This is a genomic window from Kitasatospora sp. NPDC059577 (assembly GCF_042735475.1).
Lineage (GTDB): Bacteria > Actinomycetota > Actinomycetes > Streptomycetales > Streptomycetaceae > Kitasatospora.
On sequence record NZ_JBHWBZ010000009.1, the window covers coordinates 79281 to 96772 of the forward strand.

Sequence of the window (17492 nt, forward strand, 5' to 3'; positions counted from 1 at the left end):
CTCGGTGGTTGGGTCGGTGCCACCCCCGGGGTGGCCCCCCCGGGGGCCCGCCCCCGGCCCCCCCGGGGCGCGGGGCGCCCCCTGGGCGCCCCCGGGTCTACCCCTTCGGGAATCCGAAGCCCAGTGCGCGGGTGAGGTCCAGCGCCAGGTCCTCGGCGAGCAGCTCACTCCCCTGCTCCAGCACGGCCAGCACCGCGGCCTGGTCGGGCCGCAGCCCGGCGCCCTCCGCCCAGGCGGCCGCGCGGGGCGCGATCTCATCGGGCTCAGTGATCCACTTCTCGGGCACCTCGTAGTCCAGGGCCATCTCCCGGGGGAAGGTGCTGTGCCAGCTCAGGCCACCCGGCCCCCAGGCCTGCGCGAGGACGAAGTCGCTGTCGTGGACGTGCATCACGAGCACCGGGGCCCCGGTCTCGGCCACGATCCCGGTCGCCGTGTCGACCGGGCCGCCGGTCTGCAGGATCCGCCAGTCGTCGGCCCCGGCGCCTTCGGCCTCCCACTCGGGCAGCACCTCGTCCAGCCGGACCGACGTCAGTTCGGTCAACGACCGCGCAGAGCGCGCCACCACGAAGGCCCCGGAGAATCCCATGGCCGGTGACGATAGCGCCGCCCGCCGACAACCCACCCCCGGTGCCCGCCGACGGGCCGACGGACGCCGGGCAGACGGGCAGACGGACCCTGCCTAGCGGGGCGTGACCTCCGGCCCGCTCAGCCGGCCGTCGCCGTTGACGCGGTAGACCCTGGCCTCGTGCTCCGTGGTCACCGTGATCCGGTCCGGCCCGGACCACTCGGCCCTGCGGAAGCCGTCGCCCTCGTCCCAGGTGCCCAGGTCCCAGTGGCGGGCCGTCCAGCCACTGCCGGTCAGCAGCTCCACCCGGTAGATCGGGTCGATGGAGAACGCCACGTCGGTGATGATCAGGACGTGCTCGGGGCGGCTCGGGTCGGGCTTGCGCTCGACCAGCCGGCCGTCACCGCCCAGGAAGTACGTGACGGCCCCGATCACCACCGCGACCACGATGAGCGGCGACAGGACGGCGGCGCAGCCGAGTTGCGCCCACCTCTCGCGGAACTCGAACCGGACCAGCATCGAGACCATGAGCATCACCGCTGCCGTCCCGAGCAGCAGGACGGGGTGGTTCAGCCAGCGCTCGACCTCCACCAGACCACCCGAGCGGGAGGCCAGGTGGCCCGGCAGGTAGGCCAGGAACGCGACCAACGCGGCGCCCCTGAACCACCATTCGATCCGTCTGTGCCACGCAGCCGCCGCCATGTACTCCCCCTGGGTGAACTTTTGCCCGGACTTTACTACGGGCACACCCCCGGGCCCGGCGCCGAACTCCCGCGGGCGGGTGGTCGACGACGAGCCCTACGGCCCGGGTGACGGGGGTTCCGTCACCCGGGCCGCGTCCACCGGCCGTACCCCCGTCACCGCCGGTGGAAGACGCTCCGCGACCAGAAGTAGCCGAGCAGCGTCAGACCGGTGCACCAGGCGAGGGCGCTCCACGCGCTGGTGCCGATCGCGGTGCCCATCAGCAGACCGCGCAGGGTCTCGATGACGGGCGTGAAGGGCTGGTACTCGGCGAACCAGCGCAGGGCCGTCGGCATGGAGTCGGGCGGGACGATGGCGCTGCCGATGAAGGGCAGGAAGGTCAGCGGCAGCGGCGTGTTGCTGGCGCTCTCCGGCGTCTTCGAGACCAGCCCGATGCCTGCCGATATCCAGGTCAGCGCCAGCGTGACGAACAGCAGCAGCCCTGCGGCCGCGAGCCACTCCACCGGGCCCGCGTGCGACCGGAAGCCCATCGCGAAGGCCGCGCCCGTCACCAGCACCAGCGCGATCACGGTCTGGATCACACTGCCGATCACGTGGCCGGCGAGGAACGCCGACCGCGATATCGCCATCGTCCGGAACCGGTTGACGATCCCCTCGGTCATGTCGACGCAGACACCGACCGCCGTGGCGACGGACCCGGCCGTCGCCGTCATCAGCACGATCCCCGGCGTCACGTAGTCGATGTAGCTGCCGCCGCCGATGCCGAGCCCCAGCGCCCCGCCGAAGGCGTAGTTGAAGAGCGCCAGCATCATCACCGGCATCACCACGACCGAGAAGGTCATCGCCGGGTACCGCTGCGCACGCTTGAGGTTGCGCCGCAGCATGGTCAGCGAGTCGCGGACCGCGTGGCTCATGGTCGCGTTCGTGGTCGCGCTGATGGTCACACTCGTGGTCGCGCTCATCGCACGCCCTCCCCGGTCAGAGTGAGGAACACGTCGTCCAGGTCGGCCGTCTCCACGACCAGCGACTCGGCCCGCACGGAGGCGTTGTCGAGCGCGTCGAGGACGGCCTTCACCGTGATGACGGAGTTGTCCCCCGGGATGTCCAGCCGCAGCGCCTCGGTGTCGACGGCGGCGTAGTCGAACAGGCCGGCGGCGGCGCCCAGTTGGGCGGCGTCGGCGAACCGGAGCCGGATCAGCCCGCCGGGGACGATCCGCTTCAGCTCCTCGGCGGTGCCCTCGGCGACGATCCGGCCGCCGTCCAGGACGGCGATCCGGTCGGCGAGCTGATCGGCCTCGTCCAGGTACTGGGTGGTGAGGAGGACCGTCACGCCCTGGTCGGCGACCAGGCCCCGGATGATCTCCCACATGGTGCGGCGGCTGCGCGGGTCCAGTCCGGTGGTCGGCTCGTCGAGGAAGATCACTTCCGGGTCGCCGACCAGCGTCATCGCCAGGTCGAGCTTGCGCCGCATGCCGCCGGAGAAGGTGGTGACGGGCGTGCGCGCGGCCCCGGCGAGGTCGAAGCGGTGCAGCAGTTCCTCGGCCCGCCTCCGCCCCTCCCGACGGCGGAGGTGGTTGAGGTCGGCCATCAGCAGCAGGTTCTCCTCGGCGGTGAGCAGGTTGTCCACCGCCGAGAACTGGCCGGTGACCCCGATCGCCTTCCGCACCCCGTCGGCTTCGCGGACCACGTCGTGGCCGGCCACCCGGGCCGTGCCGCCGTCCGCCGGGATCAGGGTGGAGAGGATCTGCACGGTGGTGGTCTTGCCGGCGCCGTTCGGCCCGAGCAGGGCGAACACGGTGCCGGCGGGGATCTGCAGGTCGATGCCCGCGAGCACCGCCTTGTCGCCGTAGGACTTGGTGAGTCCGGTCGCCGAGATCGCGGTCATCAGGCCCTCCGGACGATGATGCTGCCGACCTGGGTGCTGCCGCGGACCTCGACGGTCTCCCGGGCGCCGCCCGGGCCGTCGGTCTCGCCGAGGGAGTTGCGGACGCCGCCGAACTTGCTGTGCACGTCGAGCCAGGCCGCCGTGCCCTCCGCGATGCCGACCTCCACGTCCCCGACACCGGTCCGCAGGGTGACCTTGCCCCGGACCACCCGGCCGACCCGGAGGTGGCCGTTGGCCGACTTGGCGTCCACGTCCGCCCCGGCGAGGCCGACGTGGATCCGGCCGTTGGAGGCGTTGGCGGTCAGCTCGCCGTGCACCTCGTCGATCTCGGTGTCGCCGTTGCTGTTCTTGACCGTCAGCGCGCCGCCGACGGTGCCGATCTCGATCCGGCCGGAGCCGGACACCTCGGCGTCCCCCGCGACCGCGCCGAGCCGGATGTCGCCCATGTCGGTCTTGAGTCGCACGCTGTCGGCCCGGTCGACCTGGATCCGGCCCATGGAGGTCTTCAGCCGGCAGTCGCCGAGCGGGCCCTCGGCGACGAAGTCCGCCATCGGGGAGTCGGCGTGCACCTGGGAGCCGGCCGGCAGCTCGACCAGGACCTCGATCGACCCCTTCTTGCTGGAGAACACGGTGCGCTGCTTCGGCCCCTTGACGGTGAGCCGACCGCCGGAGAAGTCGACCTGGGTCAGCTCGGCGGCCTTGACGTCGGCCTCCCTGGCCGCGTTCGCGGGCCGCACCTCGACCACGGCGTCGGTGCGCTTGCCGGCGGTGATCCACAGTGCGCCGATCTCGAAGTCGAAGGCGGCGGAGATCGGTCCGTCGGTCTCGTACGTAGGCATGGCTGTCCCGTCCTCTTGGCTCGTGTGGGTGTTCCCGCTGGTCGGAGCGGGGGTGACGTCGAAGGTGCGAAGGCTGTGGAACGTTCGGGCTGTTGCGGGTGCTACGGGTCCTACGGGTGGAGCGGGCCGTCGGTGGCGCGGGAGCGTCAGTGGACCCAGCCGGTGAAGCCCTGGCCGCCGATACTGCGCGGGGTGCGGGCGCCCGGGTCGGCGACCGGGAGGGCGACCGGACGGCCCGCCTCCAGCGCGCCGGCGACGGCCCGGGCCAGCCAGGCGTTGAGGGAGAGGCCTTCCTGTCCGGCAGCCTCCTCCGCCCGGATCTTGAGGTTGGCGGGCAGGCGCAGGTTGATCCGGGCCGTGCCGCTCTCGTCCGACTCCGGCGCCACCGGCACCACCGGTGGCACCACGACCGGGGCCGGTGGCACCACGACCGGCGCGTCCCCGTGGAAGCCGTCGGAGCCGGGCGGCGCGGTCACGACGAACTCCGGGTCGAGCCCGCGCAGGCGCACATCCACCGAACCCGGGGCGAGGTCGCGGGTGACCTCGCCCATGGCGGCCGACAGCGCGTTGAGCAGCGTGAGCCGTACGGCCGACTCCAGCGGGAGCGTCAGCCGGTCGGCCAGCGCACGGGCTTCGTCCCCACCGGCGGCGGCGGCCACCGCGAGTTCGTTCCGGAGGTTTTCGACGTACGGCGTGAGGTCCATGGCTCAAGCATGGCACGACAGTGGCGCCATGTCGAGGATTTATTGGCACCATTCTGGCGCCACCCGTGGCACCACCGCTGGCGCGCCCCGGCGCCGGAACGCGGACCGCCCCGCCGACCGGGGTCGACGGGGCGGTCCGAGAACGGGCGCGAGCGGGTGGCGTCAGGCCTTCCAGCCCGCCAGGTAGGCGTCGATCTCGCCGGACAGCCGCGCCTTGCCGGCCGGGTCCAGGAAGGAGGCCTCGACCGCGTTGCGGGCCAGCGCCGCCACCCCGGTCTCGTCCAGCCCCAGCAGCCGCGCCGCCACCGCGTACTCGGTGTTGAGGTCGGTGCCGAACATCGGCGGGTCGTCGCTGTTGATCGTGACCAGCAGCCCCGCGTCCACCATCTGCCGGATCGGGTGGTCCTCGATCCGCTCCACGGCCCGGGTGGCGATGTTGGAGGTCGGGCAGACCTCCAGCGGGATCCGGTGCTCGCCCAGGTGGTCGATCAGCGCCGGGTCCTTGACCGCCTGGGTGCCGTGCCCGATGCGCTCGGCGCCGAGCACCCGGATCGCGTCCCAGACCGTCTCCGGCCCGGTGGTCTCGCCCGCGTGCGGGACGCTGCGCAGGCCGGCCGCCCGCGCCCGGTCGAAGTACGGCTTGAACTGCGGGCGCGGCACGCCGATCTCCGGGCCGCCCAGGCCGAAGCTGACCAGGCCCTCGGGGGCCAGCTCGGTGGCCAGCCGGGCGGTCACCTCGGCCGACTCCAGGCCGGCCTCGCCGGGGATGTCGAAGCACCAGCGCAGCACGACGCCGAGCTCCTTCTCGGCGCGCAGCCGGGCGTCCTCGATCGCCTCCATGAAGGCGACGTCCGGGATGCCGCGCTTGACCGAGGAGTACGGGGTGATGGTCAGCTCGGCGTACCGGATGTTCTGGCGCGCCATGTCCTCGGCCACGCCGTAGGTGAGCGCCCGGACGTCCTCGGCGTCCCGGACCAGGTCCACGACGCTCAGGTAGACGTCGATGAAGTGCGCGAAGTCGGTGAAGGTGAAGTACTCGGCGAGCGCGGCCGGGTCGGTCGGCACCTTGGACTGCCCGGCGTGCCGGGCGGCCAGTTCGGCGACGACGCGCGGCGAGGCCGAGCCGACGTGGTGGACGTGCAGTTCCGCCTTGGGCATCCCGGCGATGAACGCCTCGATGCCGCCGCTGCTACCGGTGCTTCCGGTGGGGTTTCCGATCCGACTTCCGTCCGGCTGGACCACGGTGGTTCCCTTCTTTCCTTCTCCGTGTCTTCTACGCGCGTATCGCGGACACCGGCCCAGGATAGGCCCAAGCCGGCGGGCCCGGTCGGACGGTCAGCCGCCGAGCGCGACCGCCGCGGTGTGGATCAGCAGTCCGGCCAGGGCACCGACCACGGTGCCGTTGATCCGGATGAACTGCAGGTCGCGGCCGACGTTGGCCTCGATCTTGCGGGAGGCCTCGTCGGCGTCCCAGCCCGCCACCGTGTCGGAGATCAGCGAGGTGATCTCGGCCCGGTAGGTCTCGACCAGGTACTGCGCGGCGTCCTGCAGCCAGCCGTCCACCTTGGCCTGCAGCTTGGTGTCGGTGGCCAGGCGCTCGCCGAAGCGGCGCACGCCCTCGCGGATGCGCCGGCGCAGTTCGCTGTCCTCGTCCTCGGCCGCGCCCATCACCAGGGTGCGCACGGCCGCCCAGGTGGAGTTGATCAGGTCCTGCACCTCGGGGCGGGCCAGCAGTTCGCCCTTGGCCCGCTCGACCCGGGCGATGGTCTCCGGGTCGGTCTGCAGCTCGGTCGCGAAGTCGGCGAGGAAGTTGTCGATCGCGCCGCGGGCCGGGTGGTCCTGGTCGTCCCGGATGTCGGCGACGAAGCGCAGCAGTTCCTTGTAGACCCGCTCGCCGACCTGGTTGTCGATGAATTTGGGAGTCCAGCCCGGGGTCTTCTGGGTGACCTTCTGCACCACGTCCTCGTGGTTCTCGGTCAGCCAGTCGTGCGCCCGGACGGCGACCAGGTCCACCACGCCGTGGTGCCCGCCGTCGGCGACCACCTTGCCGAGCATCCGGCCCATCGGCTCGGCCACCGAGGTGGCGGCCGCCCGCCGGGTCACCGCCTCGGCGACGACCGCCCGCACGTCGTCGTCGCGGAGCACCGCGAGCAGGCCGCGCAGCGCCGCCGAGGCCTCCTTGGTGACCCGCTCGGCGCTGCCCGGCGCGGCCAGCCACTCCCCCAGCCGGCGGCCGATGCGGAGCGCCGCGAGGCGCCCGCGCACCACGTGCCCGGAGAGGAAGTTCTCGCCGACGAACTCGCCGAGCGAGCGGCCGAAGGCGTCCTTCTTGGTCGGGATGATCGCGGTGTGCGGGATCGGCAGTCCGAAGGGGCGGCGGAACAGCGCGGTCACCGCGAACCAGTCGGCCAGCGCACCCACCATGCCCGCCTCGGCGGCGGCCGCCACGTACCCGGCCCAGGCGCCCGCGCCGGCCGCCTTCGCCCAGGTGGAGAGGACGAAGACCAGGGTCGCGAAGGCCAGCAGGCCGGTCGCGATGGTCTTCATCCGGCGGACGCCGTGTCTCTTCTGCTCGTCGGCCGCGGTGAACCGGACCCCGGGGCCGGTCCCGCTGAAGGCATCGTCACTCACCCCGCCAGTCTGCCCGTTGCCCGGCGCGGACGGGGGCGTGCCCCGCGATCACGCGCCCCCAGGTCTGCGCCCCGCTCCCCGAAGCGCCCGCCGCAGCGGGTGGCGCCACAGCCGGCGCCGCAGCCGCGCCGGCACCACCCCGCGCCACAGCTGCCGCGCCAGGCCGAACCGCGGGGGGACCGCCTCGGCCGCCGGCTCCTCCCGCAACAGGAACAACTCGTCCGGCAGGCCGAGCCGGGCGTCCCGGAACGCCGGGAAGGCCGCGTAGTGCCGCCGCCCGTCCACGACCACCGGCGGCTCGCCGTGCGCGGCCTCGTAGCGGATCTGGTCGCGCAACGCCTCCGGCCCGACGACGGCCGCGAGTTCGATCCGCACCCGGGCGGCGACCGGCAGCCGGTGGTACACCTCGCGCGCCCCGAACCGCTCCACCAGCCGGTCGACCTCGACGCACACCCGCTCCTGCAGCCCGTGGTCCAGCAGCAGGAAGCCCTCCTGCAGCACGCGCGGCACGTCCCGGGCGAAGCTGCGGGCCCGGACGGCGTCCGACTCCGCGCCGGGTGCGGCGAGTTCGGCGGCCGCCTGCCGGAGCGCGGCGATCCCGCGCAGCCGGTCCGGCGCCCCGGCCGGCCCGGTGACGCCGCCCCGGTCCTCGCGCGGCACCAGGAAGGAGCAGTCGGCGTCGGCGAGGACGGACACCCTGCCCGCCCGCAGGAAGGCCTCCTGGGTGAACGGCCGGTCCGAGAGGACCGTCAGCCCCTCGTCGCGGCGCGGCCCGTGGCGCCGGACGAGGTCCAGCCGGAACAGCTCGGTGCCGGCCGGCGCCCAGACCGGTGCCCACGCCGGCGCCGGGTCGGCGGAGCCCACCGGCCCCGCGCCGCCGGGGAAGCTCCCCCGCGGCACCGGCCGCCCGTCCGCCCCGGCCCGTCCGGGCACCACCACGTCCGAACCCCAGGCGTCGGCGGCCGCGACCAGCCGCTCCAGCGCCTCCCCGCCGAGCCGGTCGTCCGCGCCGAGGAACAGCACGTAGCGACCGCGGCCCGGCGCCGCACCGCGGCCGACCGGGCCCGCCGGTCCGTCCGGGCCGGGCCGGTGCACCACCCGGAACAGCCCGGGGTGGCGGGCCGCGTACTCGTCCAGCAGCTCGCCGCCGCCGTCCGTGGAGCCGTCGTCCACGGCCACCACCTCCAGCCGCCCCGGCGCCCGCCCGACCAGCGGGTCCAGCCAGGCGGTGAGGTACGGCATGGCGTCACGGACCGCGACCACCACGGTCCCGTCGGGCACGGTCATCGGGCGGCGGGCCTCCGGGTCCTGGTCTCTGCGCGCGGCGACCGGTCAACTCGGGCCGGAAGCACGGGGTCACGACCGTCACCCGCACCGGCGACGGGGACCGGAACGCGCTCCCGGCCGCCGCACGTCCGTACGACGACCGGCCGGTCCGGACGGCACGGACGCACGACGACCGGCCGGCACGGACGCACGGACGGCACGGACGGCACGGACGCACGACGACCGGCCGGCACGGACGCACGGACGGCACGGACGCACGACGACCGGCCCGGCCCGCCCGCCCCGCTCAGCCGATCGCGACCTCCGCGTACATCCGGGCGATCACGTCCTCGATCGCCGGCTCGCGCACCGACAGGTCCACCAGCGGGTACCGCTCCGCGACCGCCGCCACGATCGGCGCGGCGCTCTGCTGCGCCGGGAAGGCCAGCCACTGGCGCGGCCCCTCGACCTTCACCACCCGGGCCCCCGCCACCTCGATCGCCGGCCGGGCGTCGGCGAGGTCCACGACCAGCGTCCGTTCGCTGCGCCCGGTGGCGTGCAGGCCGTCCAGCCCGCCGTCGTAGACCAGCCGGCCGTGGTCGATCACCATGACCCGGTCGCAGAGCTGCTCGATGTCGGTCAGGTCGTGGGTGGTGAGCAGCACCGTGGTGCCCCGGTCGCGGTTGACCTCGCGCAGGAACTCCCGCACCTTGGCCTTGCTGACCACGTCCAGGCCGATGGTCGGCTCGTCGAGGTAGAGCACCTGCGGGTCGTGCAGCAGCGCGGCCGCGAGGTCGCCGCGCATCCGCTGGCCGAGCGAGAGCTGCCGGACCGGGGTGTCCAAAAGGCCGCCCAGGTCGAGCAGTTCGACGCAGCGGTCGAGGTTCTCGCGGTACCGCCGGTCGGGGATGCGGTAGATCCGGCGGGCGAGTTCGAAGGAGTCGCGCAGCGGCAGGTCCCACCAGAGGGTGGTGCGCTGCCCGAAGACGACGCCGATCCGGCGGGCCAGCGCCACGCGTTCGCGGGCCGGGTCGACCCCGGCGACGCGCAGCCGTCCGGAGCTGGGGACGAGGATGCCGGTGAGCATCTTGATGGTGGTGGACTTGCCGGCCCCGTTGGGCCCGATGTAGCCGACGCACTCGCCGGCGTCGACGGTGAAGCCGAGTCCGTCCACGGCGCGCACCTCGCGCTTGGTCCGGCTGAACCGGCCGGTCCGGGCCCGCACGGTGAAGTTGCGGCGGACGTCCTCTAGTTCGATCAGTGCCATGGGCGTTCCTTACCGTGAGGGGGTGGTCAGCTGCCGGTGCCCCGGTAGGCGCGCAGCCCGGCCCGCCAGGCGAGCCCGGCGACGGCGACGCAGAGGGCGGCGGCGACCGGGGAGGCGTACTGGAAGGCGGTGGGCAGGCCGAGCGGGTCGGGCCGGCCGAGGATGTGCAGGGCGGGCAGCCAGTTGACGAAGGCCAGCGGGACGCCGAAGACCGCCCCGGCGACCAGTTCCTTGGCGAAGATGGTCGGCGGGTAGTGCAGCAGGGTCGCGCCGCCGTAGGTGAAGGAGTTCTGGATCTCCTTGGACTCGCCCCACCAGAACTGGACGGTGGCACCGCCGATGTAGATCGCTCCGAAGATGACGCTGCCGCAGACCAGCAGGACGGGCACCAGCAGCACCCGGTCCCAGGTCCAGTGCACGTCCAGGGCGGCCAGCGACCAGGTCAGCACCACCAGGGCCTGCAGCGGCCGGCCCAGTCTGCGCAGCGAGAAGCGTTCGGCGCACAGCTGGGAGAGCGCGGGCGCGGGGCGGATCAGCATGGTGTCCAGCGATCCGTTGACGATCCGTACGCCGAGGCCGTCGGCCGAGCCGACCAGCAGGTTGGCGACGCCGAGGGAGAAGGTCGCGGTGGCGTAGAGGAAGGCGATCTCCGGCAGGGTCCAGCCGCCCAGCCGGTCGGTGTGCCGGAACATGATCACCAGCACGACGAAGTCGAGGGAGTGGGTGACCAGGCTGGCCAGCAGGTTCAGCGCGAAGGAGGCCCGGTAGGCCATCATCGAGCGCATCCACATCCGGGCGCAGAGCCACCAGGAGCGGACCGCCCACGCGGTGCGGGGGCCGAGGCGCTCCCGCACGAACGGCCCTCCGCCGTCGGGGTCCGCGGCGGTGCGGTGCCCGGCCACGAGGTGCTCAGCCACCCTGGACCACCACCCGGCGGGTCGCCAGCCACTGTGCGCCGCGCCCGGCGGCGAGCAGCGCGGCCGCCCAGGCGAGCTGGAATCCGAACGCCCCGAGCAGCCCGCTGCCGTTCGCGCGTTCCAGGAAGACGTCCGTCGGCACCTTGACCAGGGCGGCCCAGGGCAGCACCCGGCCGAGGTCGCCGAGCCACCCGGGGAACAGCGCGATCGGCAGCAGCATCCCGGAGAAGAACATCGAGACGACCAGCATCACCGAGCGCACGCCCTCCGAGTCGTGCAGCCAGAAGCCGGTGATCGAGACCAGGAAGCGCAGCCCGAAGCTGACCACCACCGCGAGGAGCACGGAGAGCAGGAAGAACGCCCAGGTCAGCGGCTGTTCGGGCATCCGGGTGCGGAACACCAGCGCGCCGACCAGCATCGGCACGGTGCCGCGGATCAGCAGCTGGAAGGCGGCCCGGCCGAGGTCGGTGGCCAGCCACCAGCCCTGGAAGTCGACCGGTCGGTAGAGGTCGACGGCGATGTCCCCGCTGCGGAACCGGTCCTGGACGTCGTCCTGGAAGCCGCCGCCCCACACGGCGACGGTGACCAGCAGGCCCTGGCTGACCCAGATGTAGGTGACGGCCTGGCTCTGGTCGTAGCCGCCGAGGCCCGGCCGGGCCTGCCAGAGGGCGAGGAAGGAGGAGGCGAGGATGATGCCGAAGACGGTGTTGGTGAAGGTTCCGGCCAGGGTGGCGGCCCGGTAGGTGGAGTAGCGGCGGAAGGCGCCGCGGGCGACGGCGGCGTACAGCCCGAGGGAGGCGGCGAGGGCCGCCCCGGGATCGGGGGGCCGCGCCTCGGCGGGGGCAGCGTTCAGCATATTGTCTCCTTGTCGACAAATACGGGCAGAGGAGCGTCCGCACGCGTCCGCACACGCCCCAACGGCTCCGACCGGCCGCACCCGGGGGTACCGGGCCGGACCGACGGAGCTGCCGAAACGGGCGCGCTATGAAGTTCGCATCTTTCACCGTACCTCCGGCCCCCACCGCCCGCACCCGGTTTTCCGACAGCCGCAACGACCCACCCGCCCGCACACCCGGGACGGCGCCCGAAGCACCCAACCGCGCACGTCAAACGCCCAACCGCCGCTGACCGGACGTCAAATAGCACATAATCTCGCCATGACCTTGAGCACCCGACGCCAGGCCAAACGGGCCGCCCGCCGCGAGGCCCGCCGCGCCCTCCCGCTCTGGCGCCGGCTCCTGCCCACCTGGCGGGTCACCCTCGGCACGCTCACCACCGCGCTCCTGCTCGCCGTCGGCGGCTTCGCCGTGCTCTACGTCATCGTCCCGGTGCCCGACCCCAACGCCCACGCCGTCGCCCAGAACAACATCTACCTCTACGCCGACGGCACCACCGAGATCGCCCGCACCGGCGCCGTCAACCGCACCGACGTCACCATCGACCGGATCCCGCTGCACACCCAGCAGGCCGTCGTCTCCGCCGAGGACCGCACCTTCTACCAGAACCGCGGCATCGACCTGAAGGGCATGGTCCGCGCCGGCTGGAACACCCTCCTCGGCAAGGGCATGCAGGGCGGCTCCACCATCACCCAGCAGTACGTCAAGAACTACTACCTGACCCAGAGCCAGACCATCGAACGCAAGGGCCGCGAACTCCTCATCGCCCTCAAGGTCGACCAGCAGCGCGACAAGAAGGACATCCTCGCCGGATACCTCAACAGCAGCTACTACGGCCGCGGCGCCTACGGCATCCAGAGCGCCGCCCACGCCTACTACGGCGTCGACGTCTCCGGACTCACCCTCCCCCAGAGCGCCTACCTCGCCTCCCTCCTCCAGGCCCCCAGCCTCTACGACGTCAAGACCGCCACCCCCGCCAACCGCGAGAAGGCCGTCGCCCGCTGGAACTACACCCTCGACGGCATGGTCCAGCTCGGCTTCCTCACCACCGCCGACCGCACCGCCGCCACCTTCCCCGACCCGATCGACCCCCAGCCCGCCACCGGCCTCGCCGGACAGGCCGGCTACCTGGTCGGCGTCGCCGACGACTACCTCATCTCCTCCGGCACCATCGACGCCGCCACCCTCAAAGCCGGCGGCTGGCGCATCACCACCACCTTCGACAAGCCCAAGCAGGACGCCTTCGTCAAAGCCGTCCAGGACGAACTCACCGACGAACTCGACCCCAGGGCCCGCCCCACCACCGACACCGACGTCCGGGTCGCCGGCGCCTCCGTCGAACCCGCCACCGGCCGCGTCCTCGCCGTCTACGGCGGCCCCGACTACGCCAAACAGCCCTACAACGACGCCCTGCGCCAGGACAACCAGATCGGCTCCACCTTCAAACCGATCGACCTCGCCGCCGGCCTCATCGCGCAGCACACCCTCGACGGCCACCCCATCACCACCGAGACCCACTACGACGGCACCAGCGAACGCCCCGTCACCGGCGGCCCCACCCCCTACGCACCGCCCAACGAGGACGACGTCGACTACGGCAACATCACCCTGCGCTACGCCATGGTGAAGTCCGTCAACTCCGTCTACGCGCAGGAGGGCGTCGACGCCGGACTCGCCCGCGTCCGGGACACCGCCGTCAAACTCGGCATCCCCGACACCGTCCGCGGCATGGACCCGGCCAACACCTCCATGACCCTCGGCACCGCCACCCCCAGCGCCCTCGACCTCGCCGGCACCTACGCCACCCTCGCCAACCACGGCCAGGCCCACACCCCGTGGTCCGTCCTCAAACTCGAACGCGTCAACCCCGGCGGCGCCGTCGACGTCCCCAAGACGCCCGACCACAACCCCACCGACGCCATCGGCCGCGGCATCGCCGACTCCGTCACCGACGTCCTGCGCGACGTCGTCAGCCCCCGCGGCACCGGCGCCGCCGCCCTCGACCTCGGCCGCCCCACCGCCGGCAAGACCGGCACCACCGACTCCAACCTCTCCGCCTGGTTCGCCGGCTACACCCCCGAACTCACCACCACCGTCGGCCTGTTCCGGGAGAACCCGAAGACCCACGCCAAGGAACCACTGGCCGGCACCGCCGGACTCACCCGGATCAACGGCGGCGCCATCCCCACCAAGATCTGGACCGCCTACATGACCGCCGCCCTCGGCGGCACCCCCACCCAGCAGTTCGACCTGCAGACCGGCCACGACGACCCCGGCCCCGGCTTCAGCCCCGGCCCCTGGCCCACCACCAGCACCACCTCCCCCGCCGCCGGCACCACCCCGGCCCCCGTCGGCCCGACCACCGGCGCCACCCGCACACCCGGCGGAACCCCCACCCACGCACCCAGCGCCCCCGCCGCCACCGGCGAACCCGCCCCCGGCCCGACCACCCCCACCCCGCAGGCCCCCCAGCCCACGGCCACCCAGGACCAGCCCAGCCCCGCCCCCCGGCCCACCCAGACCCGGCCGCCCCGGCCCACCGACCCGCCCACCGCCACCGGCGGCCCCGCCACCCACCCGGCGGCGACACCCACCCCCTGAACGCCCCGGGCCACCGGCCCTGGAACGGCCCGGACTACCGCCCCGCCACCAACTCCCGCTCCACCGGCGTCCGGAACCGCGGCGTCACCCGCACCCCGCCCAGCCACCCCGCCAACCGCTCCGCCTCCGCCGCGACCGCCCTCCCCGCCTCCGCACCGACGTCCCGGAACAACCGCCACACCAACTCGCCGTCGGCACGCTGCGCCCAACCGCCCACCACCTCGCCGCACCACCACACCGTCGGCCCGGCGTTGCCCGCCCGGTCGAACAGCGCCGGCACGTCCTCCGGCCGCAGGTACCAGTCCCGCCCACGCCAGCCCATCACCGCCGGATCCAGGGCGGGCAGCAGCGCCGCCCACGGCTCCGGCTCCTCCACCGGGCCGTCGTCACCCGGCAGCACCAGCCCCGCCGCACCGCCAGCCAGGCCCACGCCCTGCGCACCGACGTCCGCCAGCGCCGCCCGGACGTCCCCCAGCGTCCAGCCCGTCCACCACTTCACGTCCTCGACCGTCCCCGGACCGTACGCGGCCAGCCAACGACGCACCACCTCCGCCTTCGCCTCCCGCACCGGCACGTCCGGCCACTGCGGCACCAGCGCCCACGGGTAGCTGCTGCTCAACCACGAGCCGCGCGGACGGCAGCGCCGCACGTGCCCGTCCGAGGCCAACAGCCGCAGCAGACGGCTGCCCACGCTCTGCTTCGCCTCGTACGCCTTGCCCGCCGACATCAGCATCGTCTCGCGCAACTGCGGTACGTCGTCGCCGAGTTCCTTGGTCGTCGCCTCGCCGCGCAGCGCCAGCGCGGCCAGCACCTCCCGCTCGGTCGCGGCCAGCCGCTGCTCGTCCCAACCCTCGGCGTGGTCCCGCAGGTGCTTGAGCAGCGTCGCCCGCTCCTTCGCCGCGATCGCCCGCGCCGCCGCCGCACTCACGTACGGGGCGAAGCCCTCCGTCACCGCGAAGATCGTCCGCCGCATCGACAGCAGCTTCACCAGCGAGACGTCCTCGTACAGCGCCCGGTCCACCTCGGCCGCCGCCGGCTCGGCCAGCCGCGCGCACGCCGACAGGTACACCGTGGCCGCGTCCGTCGCGTGCAGCCCGACCACCGCGTCGGCCACGTCCTCCACCCGCACCGCGCGCGCCGGGGGCGCCAACAGCTGCCGCCGCCCCAGCCTGGCCCGACGTTCCCCGTCACCGATCAGCGGCCCACTCCTCGTCATGGCCGGACCCTAACGCCCGCCACCGACGAATCCGGACCGACGCCCGCAACCGCCGCCGCCACCGGGCCCGCCGACGGCCCGCACACCCTGCCGGTCAGACCGGTCAGACCGGTCGGGTCTGCCTGACCGGTCGGGTCGGCCTGACCGGTCGGGCCGGCCGGAACCGGTCCACGACCGTCCACTCCGGGCCGAGCTCCCGGCGCACCGCCTCCAGCGCCGCCACGGCGCGCACCGCGAAGCGCGCCTCCTCCTCCGGCCCCCACGGCGACGGACCGCCCGGGTCGTCCCAGTCGAGCGAGGACTGGAACCGCTCCGACAACTCGTCCAGCTCCGCCCGCAGGGCCGCGCCGAGCGGCAACCGGTCCAGCTCGGCCGGGTAGCCGTACGGGCTCTCCACGTCGTCCGGCCACAGCGCCGTACCGACGACCCCCGCCTCGAAGAAGTACCGCAGGCGCCGCGCGCTCACAGGTACAACCCGGTCGAGCCCTCCGTGTCACCGAAGCGGGTCGCCGCGACCGCGTGCAGGTCGCGCTCGCGCAGCAGCACGTAGGTGGCGCCGCGGACCTCCACCTCCAACTTGTCCTCCGGGTCGTACAGCACCCGGTCGCCCGGCTCCACCGAGCGCACGCTCTGGCCCACCGCGACCGCCTCGGCCCAGGTGCAGCGCTTGGACAGCTCGGCCGTCGCCGGGATCAGGATGCCGCCGGTCGAGCGGCGCTCGCCCTCGCCGCCCTCGATGCGCACCAGCACCCGGTCGTGCAGCATCCGGATCGGCAGCTTCTCGCCCAGCCGGTCGTGCCGGGCGACCTCGTGCTGGTGGTCGGAGCGGGTCTCGTCGTTCGTACTCACGGTCCCGAAGGTACCGCTCCCGGGCGCGGAGCGTGACCCTGGCCCGGCATGAGGAAGGCCGCGCGCCGGGAAGGCCGGGCACGCGGAAGGCCGGGCACGCACCGCGCCCGGCCCTCACCCGCGTCCGCGTCCGTGAACGGTCAGTCCTTGCGACGCTTGCGCGACGAGGCGACCAGCAGCACCAGACCCACACCGACCAGCGCGGCCGGCACGATCCGCTCCCGGCGCGGCTGCCCCTTCTCGTCCACGAACTGCGCCTTCACCTTGTCCACCATGCCGCTCGCGGCCACGTACGCCCGCCCGGCCCGCTCCTCGACGGCGGCCGCCGCCTTGGCCTTGACCTGGGCGGAGATCGTGCTCGGGTGAACGCGTACGGCCAGCTCGTCCAGGGTCGCCGCCAACCGGCCGCGCGCGCTCTCGATGTCCGCCTCGATCTGGGCGGTCGTCCGCGCCGACTTGTCCTGCGTGCTCGCCTCGCCCACTCGGGCCACCCCATTCACTTGCCGATGTCGATCTGTGCGATCCGTTGCGATCCGTGCGCTGACCCAGTGTGTCAGCTGCCGGGAACGGCCGCGCGGCCCCACCCACCATCGGAGGTAGGTTTGCCGTGGTACGACCGCCCGTCACAGCAGCACGCACCAGGAGAGTCCACCCATGACTGAGCGTCTCCAGCCCGGCGACACCGCGCCCGCCTTCAGCCTGTCCGACGCCGACGGCAACCAGGTGTCCCTCGCCGACCACGCGGGCCGCAAGGTCGTCGTCTACTTCTACCCCAAGGCGCTCACCCCCGGCTGCACCAAGCAGGCCTGCGACTTCACCGACAACCTGGAGGTCTTCGCGGGCGCCGGCTACGACGTCATCGGCATCTCGCCCGACCAGCCGGAGAAGCTCGGCACGTTCCGCGAGACCGAGCACCTCAAGGTCACCCTGCTCTCCGACCCGGACAACAAGGTCCTGGAGGCGTACGGCGCCTACGGCGAGAAGCAGAACTACGGCCGCACCTACCAGGGCGTGATCCGCTCCACGATCATCGTCGACGAGCAGGGCAAGGTCGAGCGCGCGCTCTACAACGTCAAGGCCACCGGCCACGTCGCCAAGCTGCTGCGCGACCTCAAGATCGAGGCCTGAGCCCCTCACCACCGGGAACGGAGCGG

At 73.4% G+C, this 17492-nt stretch carries 18 protein-coding genes; 2 read left to right on the forward strand and 16 right to left on the reverse strand.

What is annotated here, in order from left to right; genetic code table 11:
• Window positions 1-97: 97 nt before the first annotated feature.
• The 12 genes from ACFV0O_RS11005 to ACFV0O_RS11060 all read right to left on the reverse strand — a co-directional run bounded on the left by ACFV0O_RS11005 (window position 98) and on the right by ACFV0O_RS11060 (window position 11632).
• Window positions 98-586, reverse strand: coding sequence for a hypothetical protein (locus ACFV0O_RS11005; RefSeq protein ID WP_380339331.1), 489 nt, complete (start codon window positions 584-586; stop codon window positions 98-100).
• A gap of 93 nt (window positions 587-679) precedes the next feature.
• Window positions 680-1267, reverse strand: coding sequence for a hypothetical protein (locus tag ACFV0O_RS11010; RefSeq protein WP_380339334.1), 588 nt, complete (start codon window positions 1265-1267; stop codon window positions 680-682).
• 155 nt (window positions 1268-1422) lie between these two features.
• Window positions 1423-2229, reverse strand: a complete 807-nt coding sequence (locus ACFV0O_RS11015) for an ABC transporter permease (RefSeq protein ID WP_380339337.1) — start codon at window positions 2227-2229, stop codon at window positions 1423-1425.
• On the reverse strand, window positions 2226-3152 hold the full coding sequence (locus ACFV0O_RS11020; RefSeq protein WP_380339340.1) for an ATP-binding cassette domain-containing protein: 927 nt from the start codon (window positions 3150-3152) through the stop codon (window positions 2226-2228). The genes ACFV0O_RS11015 and ACFV0O_RS11020 overlap by 4 nt, the downstream gene beginning before the upstream one ends.
• Complete coding sequence (locus ACFV0O_RS11025) at window positions 3152-3991, reverse strand: DUF4097 domain-containing protein (RefSeq protein ID WP_380339343.1); 840 nt, start codon at window positions 3989-3991, stop codon at window positions 3152-3154. Before ACFV0O_RS11025 ends, ACFV0O_RS11020 begins: the two co-directional genes overlap by 1 nt.
• A gap of 146 nt (window positions 3992-4137) precedes the next feature.
• Entirely contained in the window at window positions 4138-4695 is a 558-nt protein-coding gene (locus ACFV0O_RS11030) for a toxin-antitoxin system HicB family antitoxin (RefSeq protein WP_380339346.1), read from the reverse strand.
• Between the two features lie 162 nt (window positions 4696-4857).
• Window positions 4858-5913: an adenosine deaminase gene (locus tag ACFV0O_RS11035; protein ID WP_380339507.1), complete on the reverse strand. Its 1056-nt coding sequence runs from the start codon at window positions 5911-5913 to the stop codon at window positions 4858-4860.
• A gap of 117 nt (window positions 5914-6030) precedes the next feature.
• A complete protein-coding gene (locus ACFV0O_RS11040) occupies window positions 6031-7326 on the reverse strand; it encodes a DUF445 domain-containing protein (protein WP_380339349.1) in 1296 nt (431 codons plus the stop codon).
• A 48-nt stretch (window positions 7327-7374) separates the two neighbouring features.
• Window positions 7375-8613, reverse strand: coding sequence for a glycosyltransferase family 2 protein (locus ACFV0O_RS11045; protein ID WP_380339351.1), 1239 nt, complete (start codon window positions 8611-8613; stop codon window positions 7375-7377).
• Between the two features lie 286 nt (window positions 8614-8899).
• Window positions 8900-9859 (reverse strand): ATP-binding cassette domain-containing protein, encoded by a 960-nt coding sequence (locus tag ACFV0O_RS11050; protein ID WP_380339354.1) that lies wholly within the window; start codon window positions 9857-9859, stop codon window positions 8900-8902.
• A gap of 26 nt (window positions 9860-9885) precedes the next feature.
• Entirely contained in the window at window positions 9886-10776 is an 891-nt protein-coding gene (locus ACFV0O_RS11055; RefSeq protein ID WP_380339356.1) for an ABC transporter permease, read from the reverse strand.
• A complete protein-coding gene (locus ACFV0O_RS11060; RefSeq protein WP_380339359.1) occupies window positions 10769-11632 on the reverse strand; it encodes an ABC transporter permease in 864 nt (287 codons plus the stop codon). The genes ACFV0O_RS11055 and ACFV0O_RS11060 overlap by 8 nt, the downstream gene beginning before the upstream one ends.
• A 301-nt stretch (window positions 11633-11933) precedes the next feature.
• Between ACFV0O_RS11060 and ACFV0O_RS11065 the strand changes: the two genes are divergently transcribed.
• Window positions 11934-14273: a transglycosylase domain-containing protein gene (locus ACFV0O_RS11065; RefSeq protein WP_380339362.1), complete on the forward strand. Its 2340-nt coding sequence runs from the start codon at window positions 11934-11936 to the stop codon at window positions 14271-14273.
• A gap of 34 nt (window positions 14274-14307) precedes the next feature.
• Here the strand turns inward: ACFV0O_RS11065 and ACFV0O_RS11070 are convergent, their stop codons facing one another.
• From ACFV0O_RS11070 to ACFV0O_RS11085, 4 genes are all read right to left on the reverse strand, one after another.
• Entirely contained in the window at window positions 14308-15489 is a 1182-nt protein-coding gene (locus ACFV0O_RS11070; RefSeq protein ID WP_380339365.1) for a winged helix DNA-binding domain-containing protein, read from the reverse strand.
• Window positions 15490-15592: 103 nt separating this feature from the next.
• Window positions 15593-15955 (reverse strand): hypothetical protein, encoded by a 363-nt coding sequence (locus ACFV0O_RS11075; protein WP_380339368.1) that lies wholly within the window; start codon window positions 15953-15955, stop codon window positions 15593-15595.
• The gene (locus tag ACFV0O_RS11080; RefSeq protein WP_049655715.1) at window positions 15952-16254 is read right to left on the reverse strand and encodes a co-chaperone GroES; all 303 of its coding nucleotides are present in this window, start codon (window positions 16252-16254) and stop codon (window positions 15952-15954) included. Before ACFV0O_RS11080 ends, ACFV0O_RS11075 begins: the two co-directional genes overlap by 4 nt.
• 224 nt (window positions 16255-16478) lie before the next feature.
• The gene (locus ACFV0O_RS11085) at window positions 16479-16820 is read right to left on the reverse strand and encodes a DUF3618 domain-containing protein (RefSeq protein WP_360253340.1); all 342 of its coding nucleotides are present in this window, start codon (window positions 16818-16820) and stop codon (window positions 16479-16481) included.
• Window positions 16821-16992: 172 nt separating this feature from the next.
• On the opposite strand from ACFV0O_RS11085, the gene bcp reads away from it, so the two are divergent.
• Window positions 16993-17466 carry a thioredoxin-dependent thiol peroxidase gene (gene bcp / locus ACFV0O_RS11090; protein ID WP_380339373.1) on the forward strand — a complete coding sequence of 158 codons (474 nt, stop codon included), beginning with the start codon at window positions 16993-16995 and terminating at the stop codon, window positions 17464-17466.
• The last annotated feature ends 26 nt before the right edge of the window (window positions 17467-17492 follow it).

Excerpts from the sequence above, each read along its gene's own strand:
- ACFV0O_RS11005 (WP_380339331.1), bottom strand. The coding sequence starts at position 586 with ATGGGATTCTCCGGGGCCTTCGTGGTGGCGCGCTCTGCGCGGTCGTTG.
- ACFV0O_RS11010 (WP_380339334.1), bottom strand. The coding sequence starts at position 1,267 with ATGGCGGCGGCTGCGTGGCACAGACGGATCGAATGGTGGTTCAGGGGC.
- ACFV0O_RS11015 (WP_380339337.1), bottom strand. The coding sequence starts at position 2,229 with ATGAGCGCGACCACGAGTGTGACCATCAGCGCGACCACGAACGCGACC.
- ACFV0O_RS11020 (WP_380339340.1), bottom strand. The coding sequence starts at position 3,152 with ATGACCGCGATCTCGGCGACCGGACTCACCAAGTCCTACGGCGACAAG.
- ACFV0O_RS11025 (WP_380339343.1), bottom strand. The coding sequence starts at position 3,991 with ATGCCTACGTACGAGACCGACGGACCGATCTCCGCCGCCTTCGACTTC.
- ACFV0O_RS11030 (WP_380339346.1), bottom strand. The coding sequence starts at position 4,695 with ATGGACCTCACGCCGTACGTCGAAAACCTCCGGAACGAACTCGCGGTG.
- ACFV0O_RS11045 (WP_380339351.1), bottom strand. The coding sequence starts at position 8,613 with ATGACCGTGCCCGACGGGACCGTGGTGGTCGCGGTCCGTGACGCCATG.
- ACFV0O_RS11050 (WP_380339354.1), bottom strand. The coding sequence starts at position 9,859 with ATGGCACTGATCGAACTAGAGGACGTCCGCCGCAACTTCACCGTGCGG.
- ACFV0O_RS11060 (WP_380339359.1), bottom strand. The coding sequence starts at position 11,632 with ATGCTGAACGCTGCCCCCGCCGAGGCGCGGCCCCCCGATCCCGGGGCG.
- ACFV0O_RS11065 (WP_380339362.1), top strand. The coding sequence starts at position 11,934 with ATGACCTTGAGCACCCGACGCCAGGCCAAACGGGCCGCCCGCCGCGAG.
- ACFV0O_RS11070 (WP_380339365.1), bottom strand. The coding sequence starts at position 15,489 with ATGACGAGGAGTGGGCCGCTGATCGGTGACGGGGAACGTCGGGCCAGG.
- ACFV0O_RS11080 (WP_049655715.1), bottom strand. The coding sequence starts at position 16,254 with ATGCTGCACGACCGGGTGCTGGTGCGCATCGAGGGCGGCGAGGGCGAG.
- bcp (WP_380339373.1), top strand. The coding sequence starts at position 16,993 with ATGACTGAGCGTCTCCAGCCCGGCGACACCGCGCCCGCCTTCAGCCTG.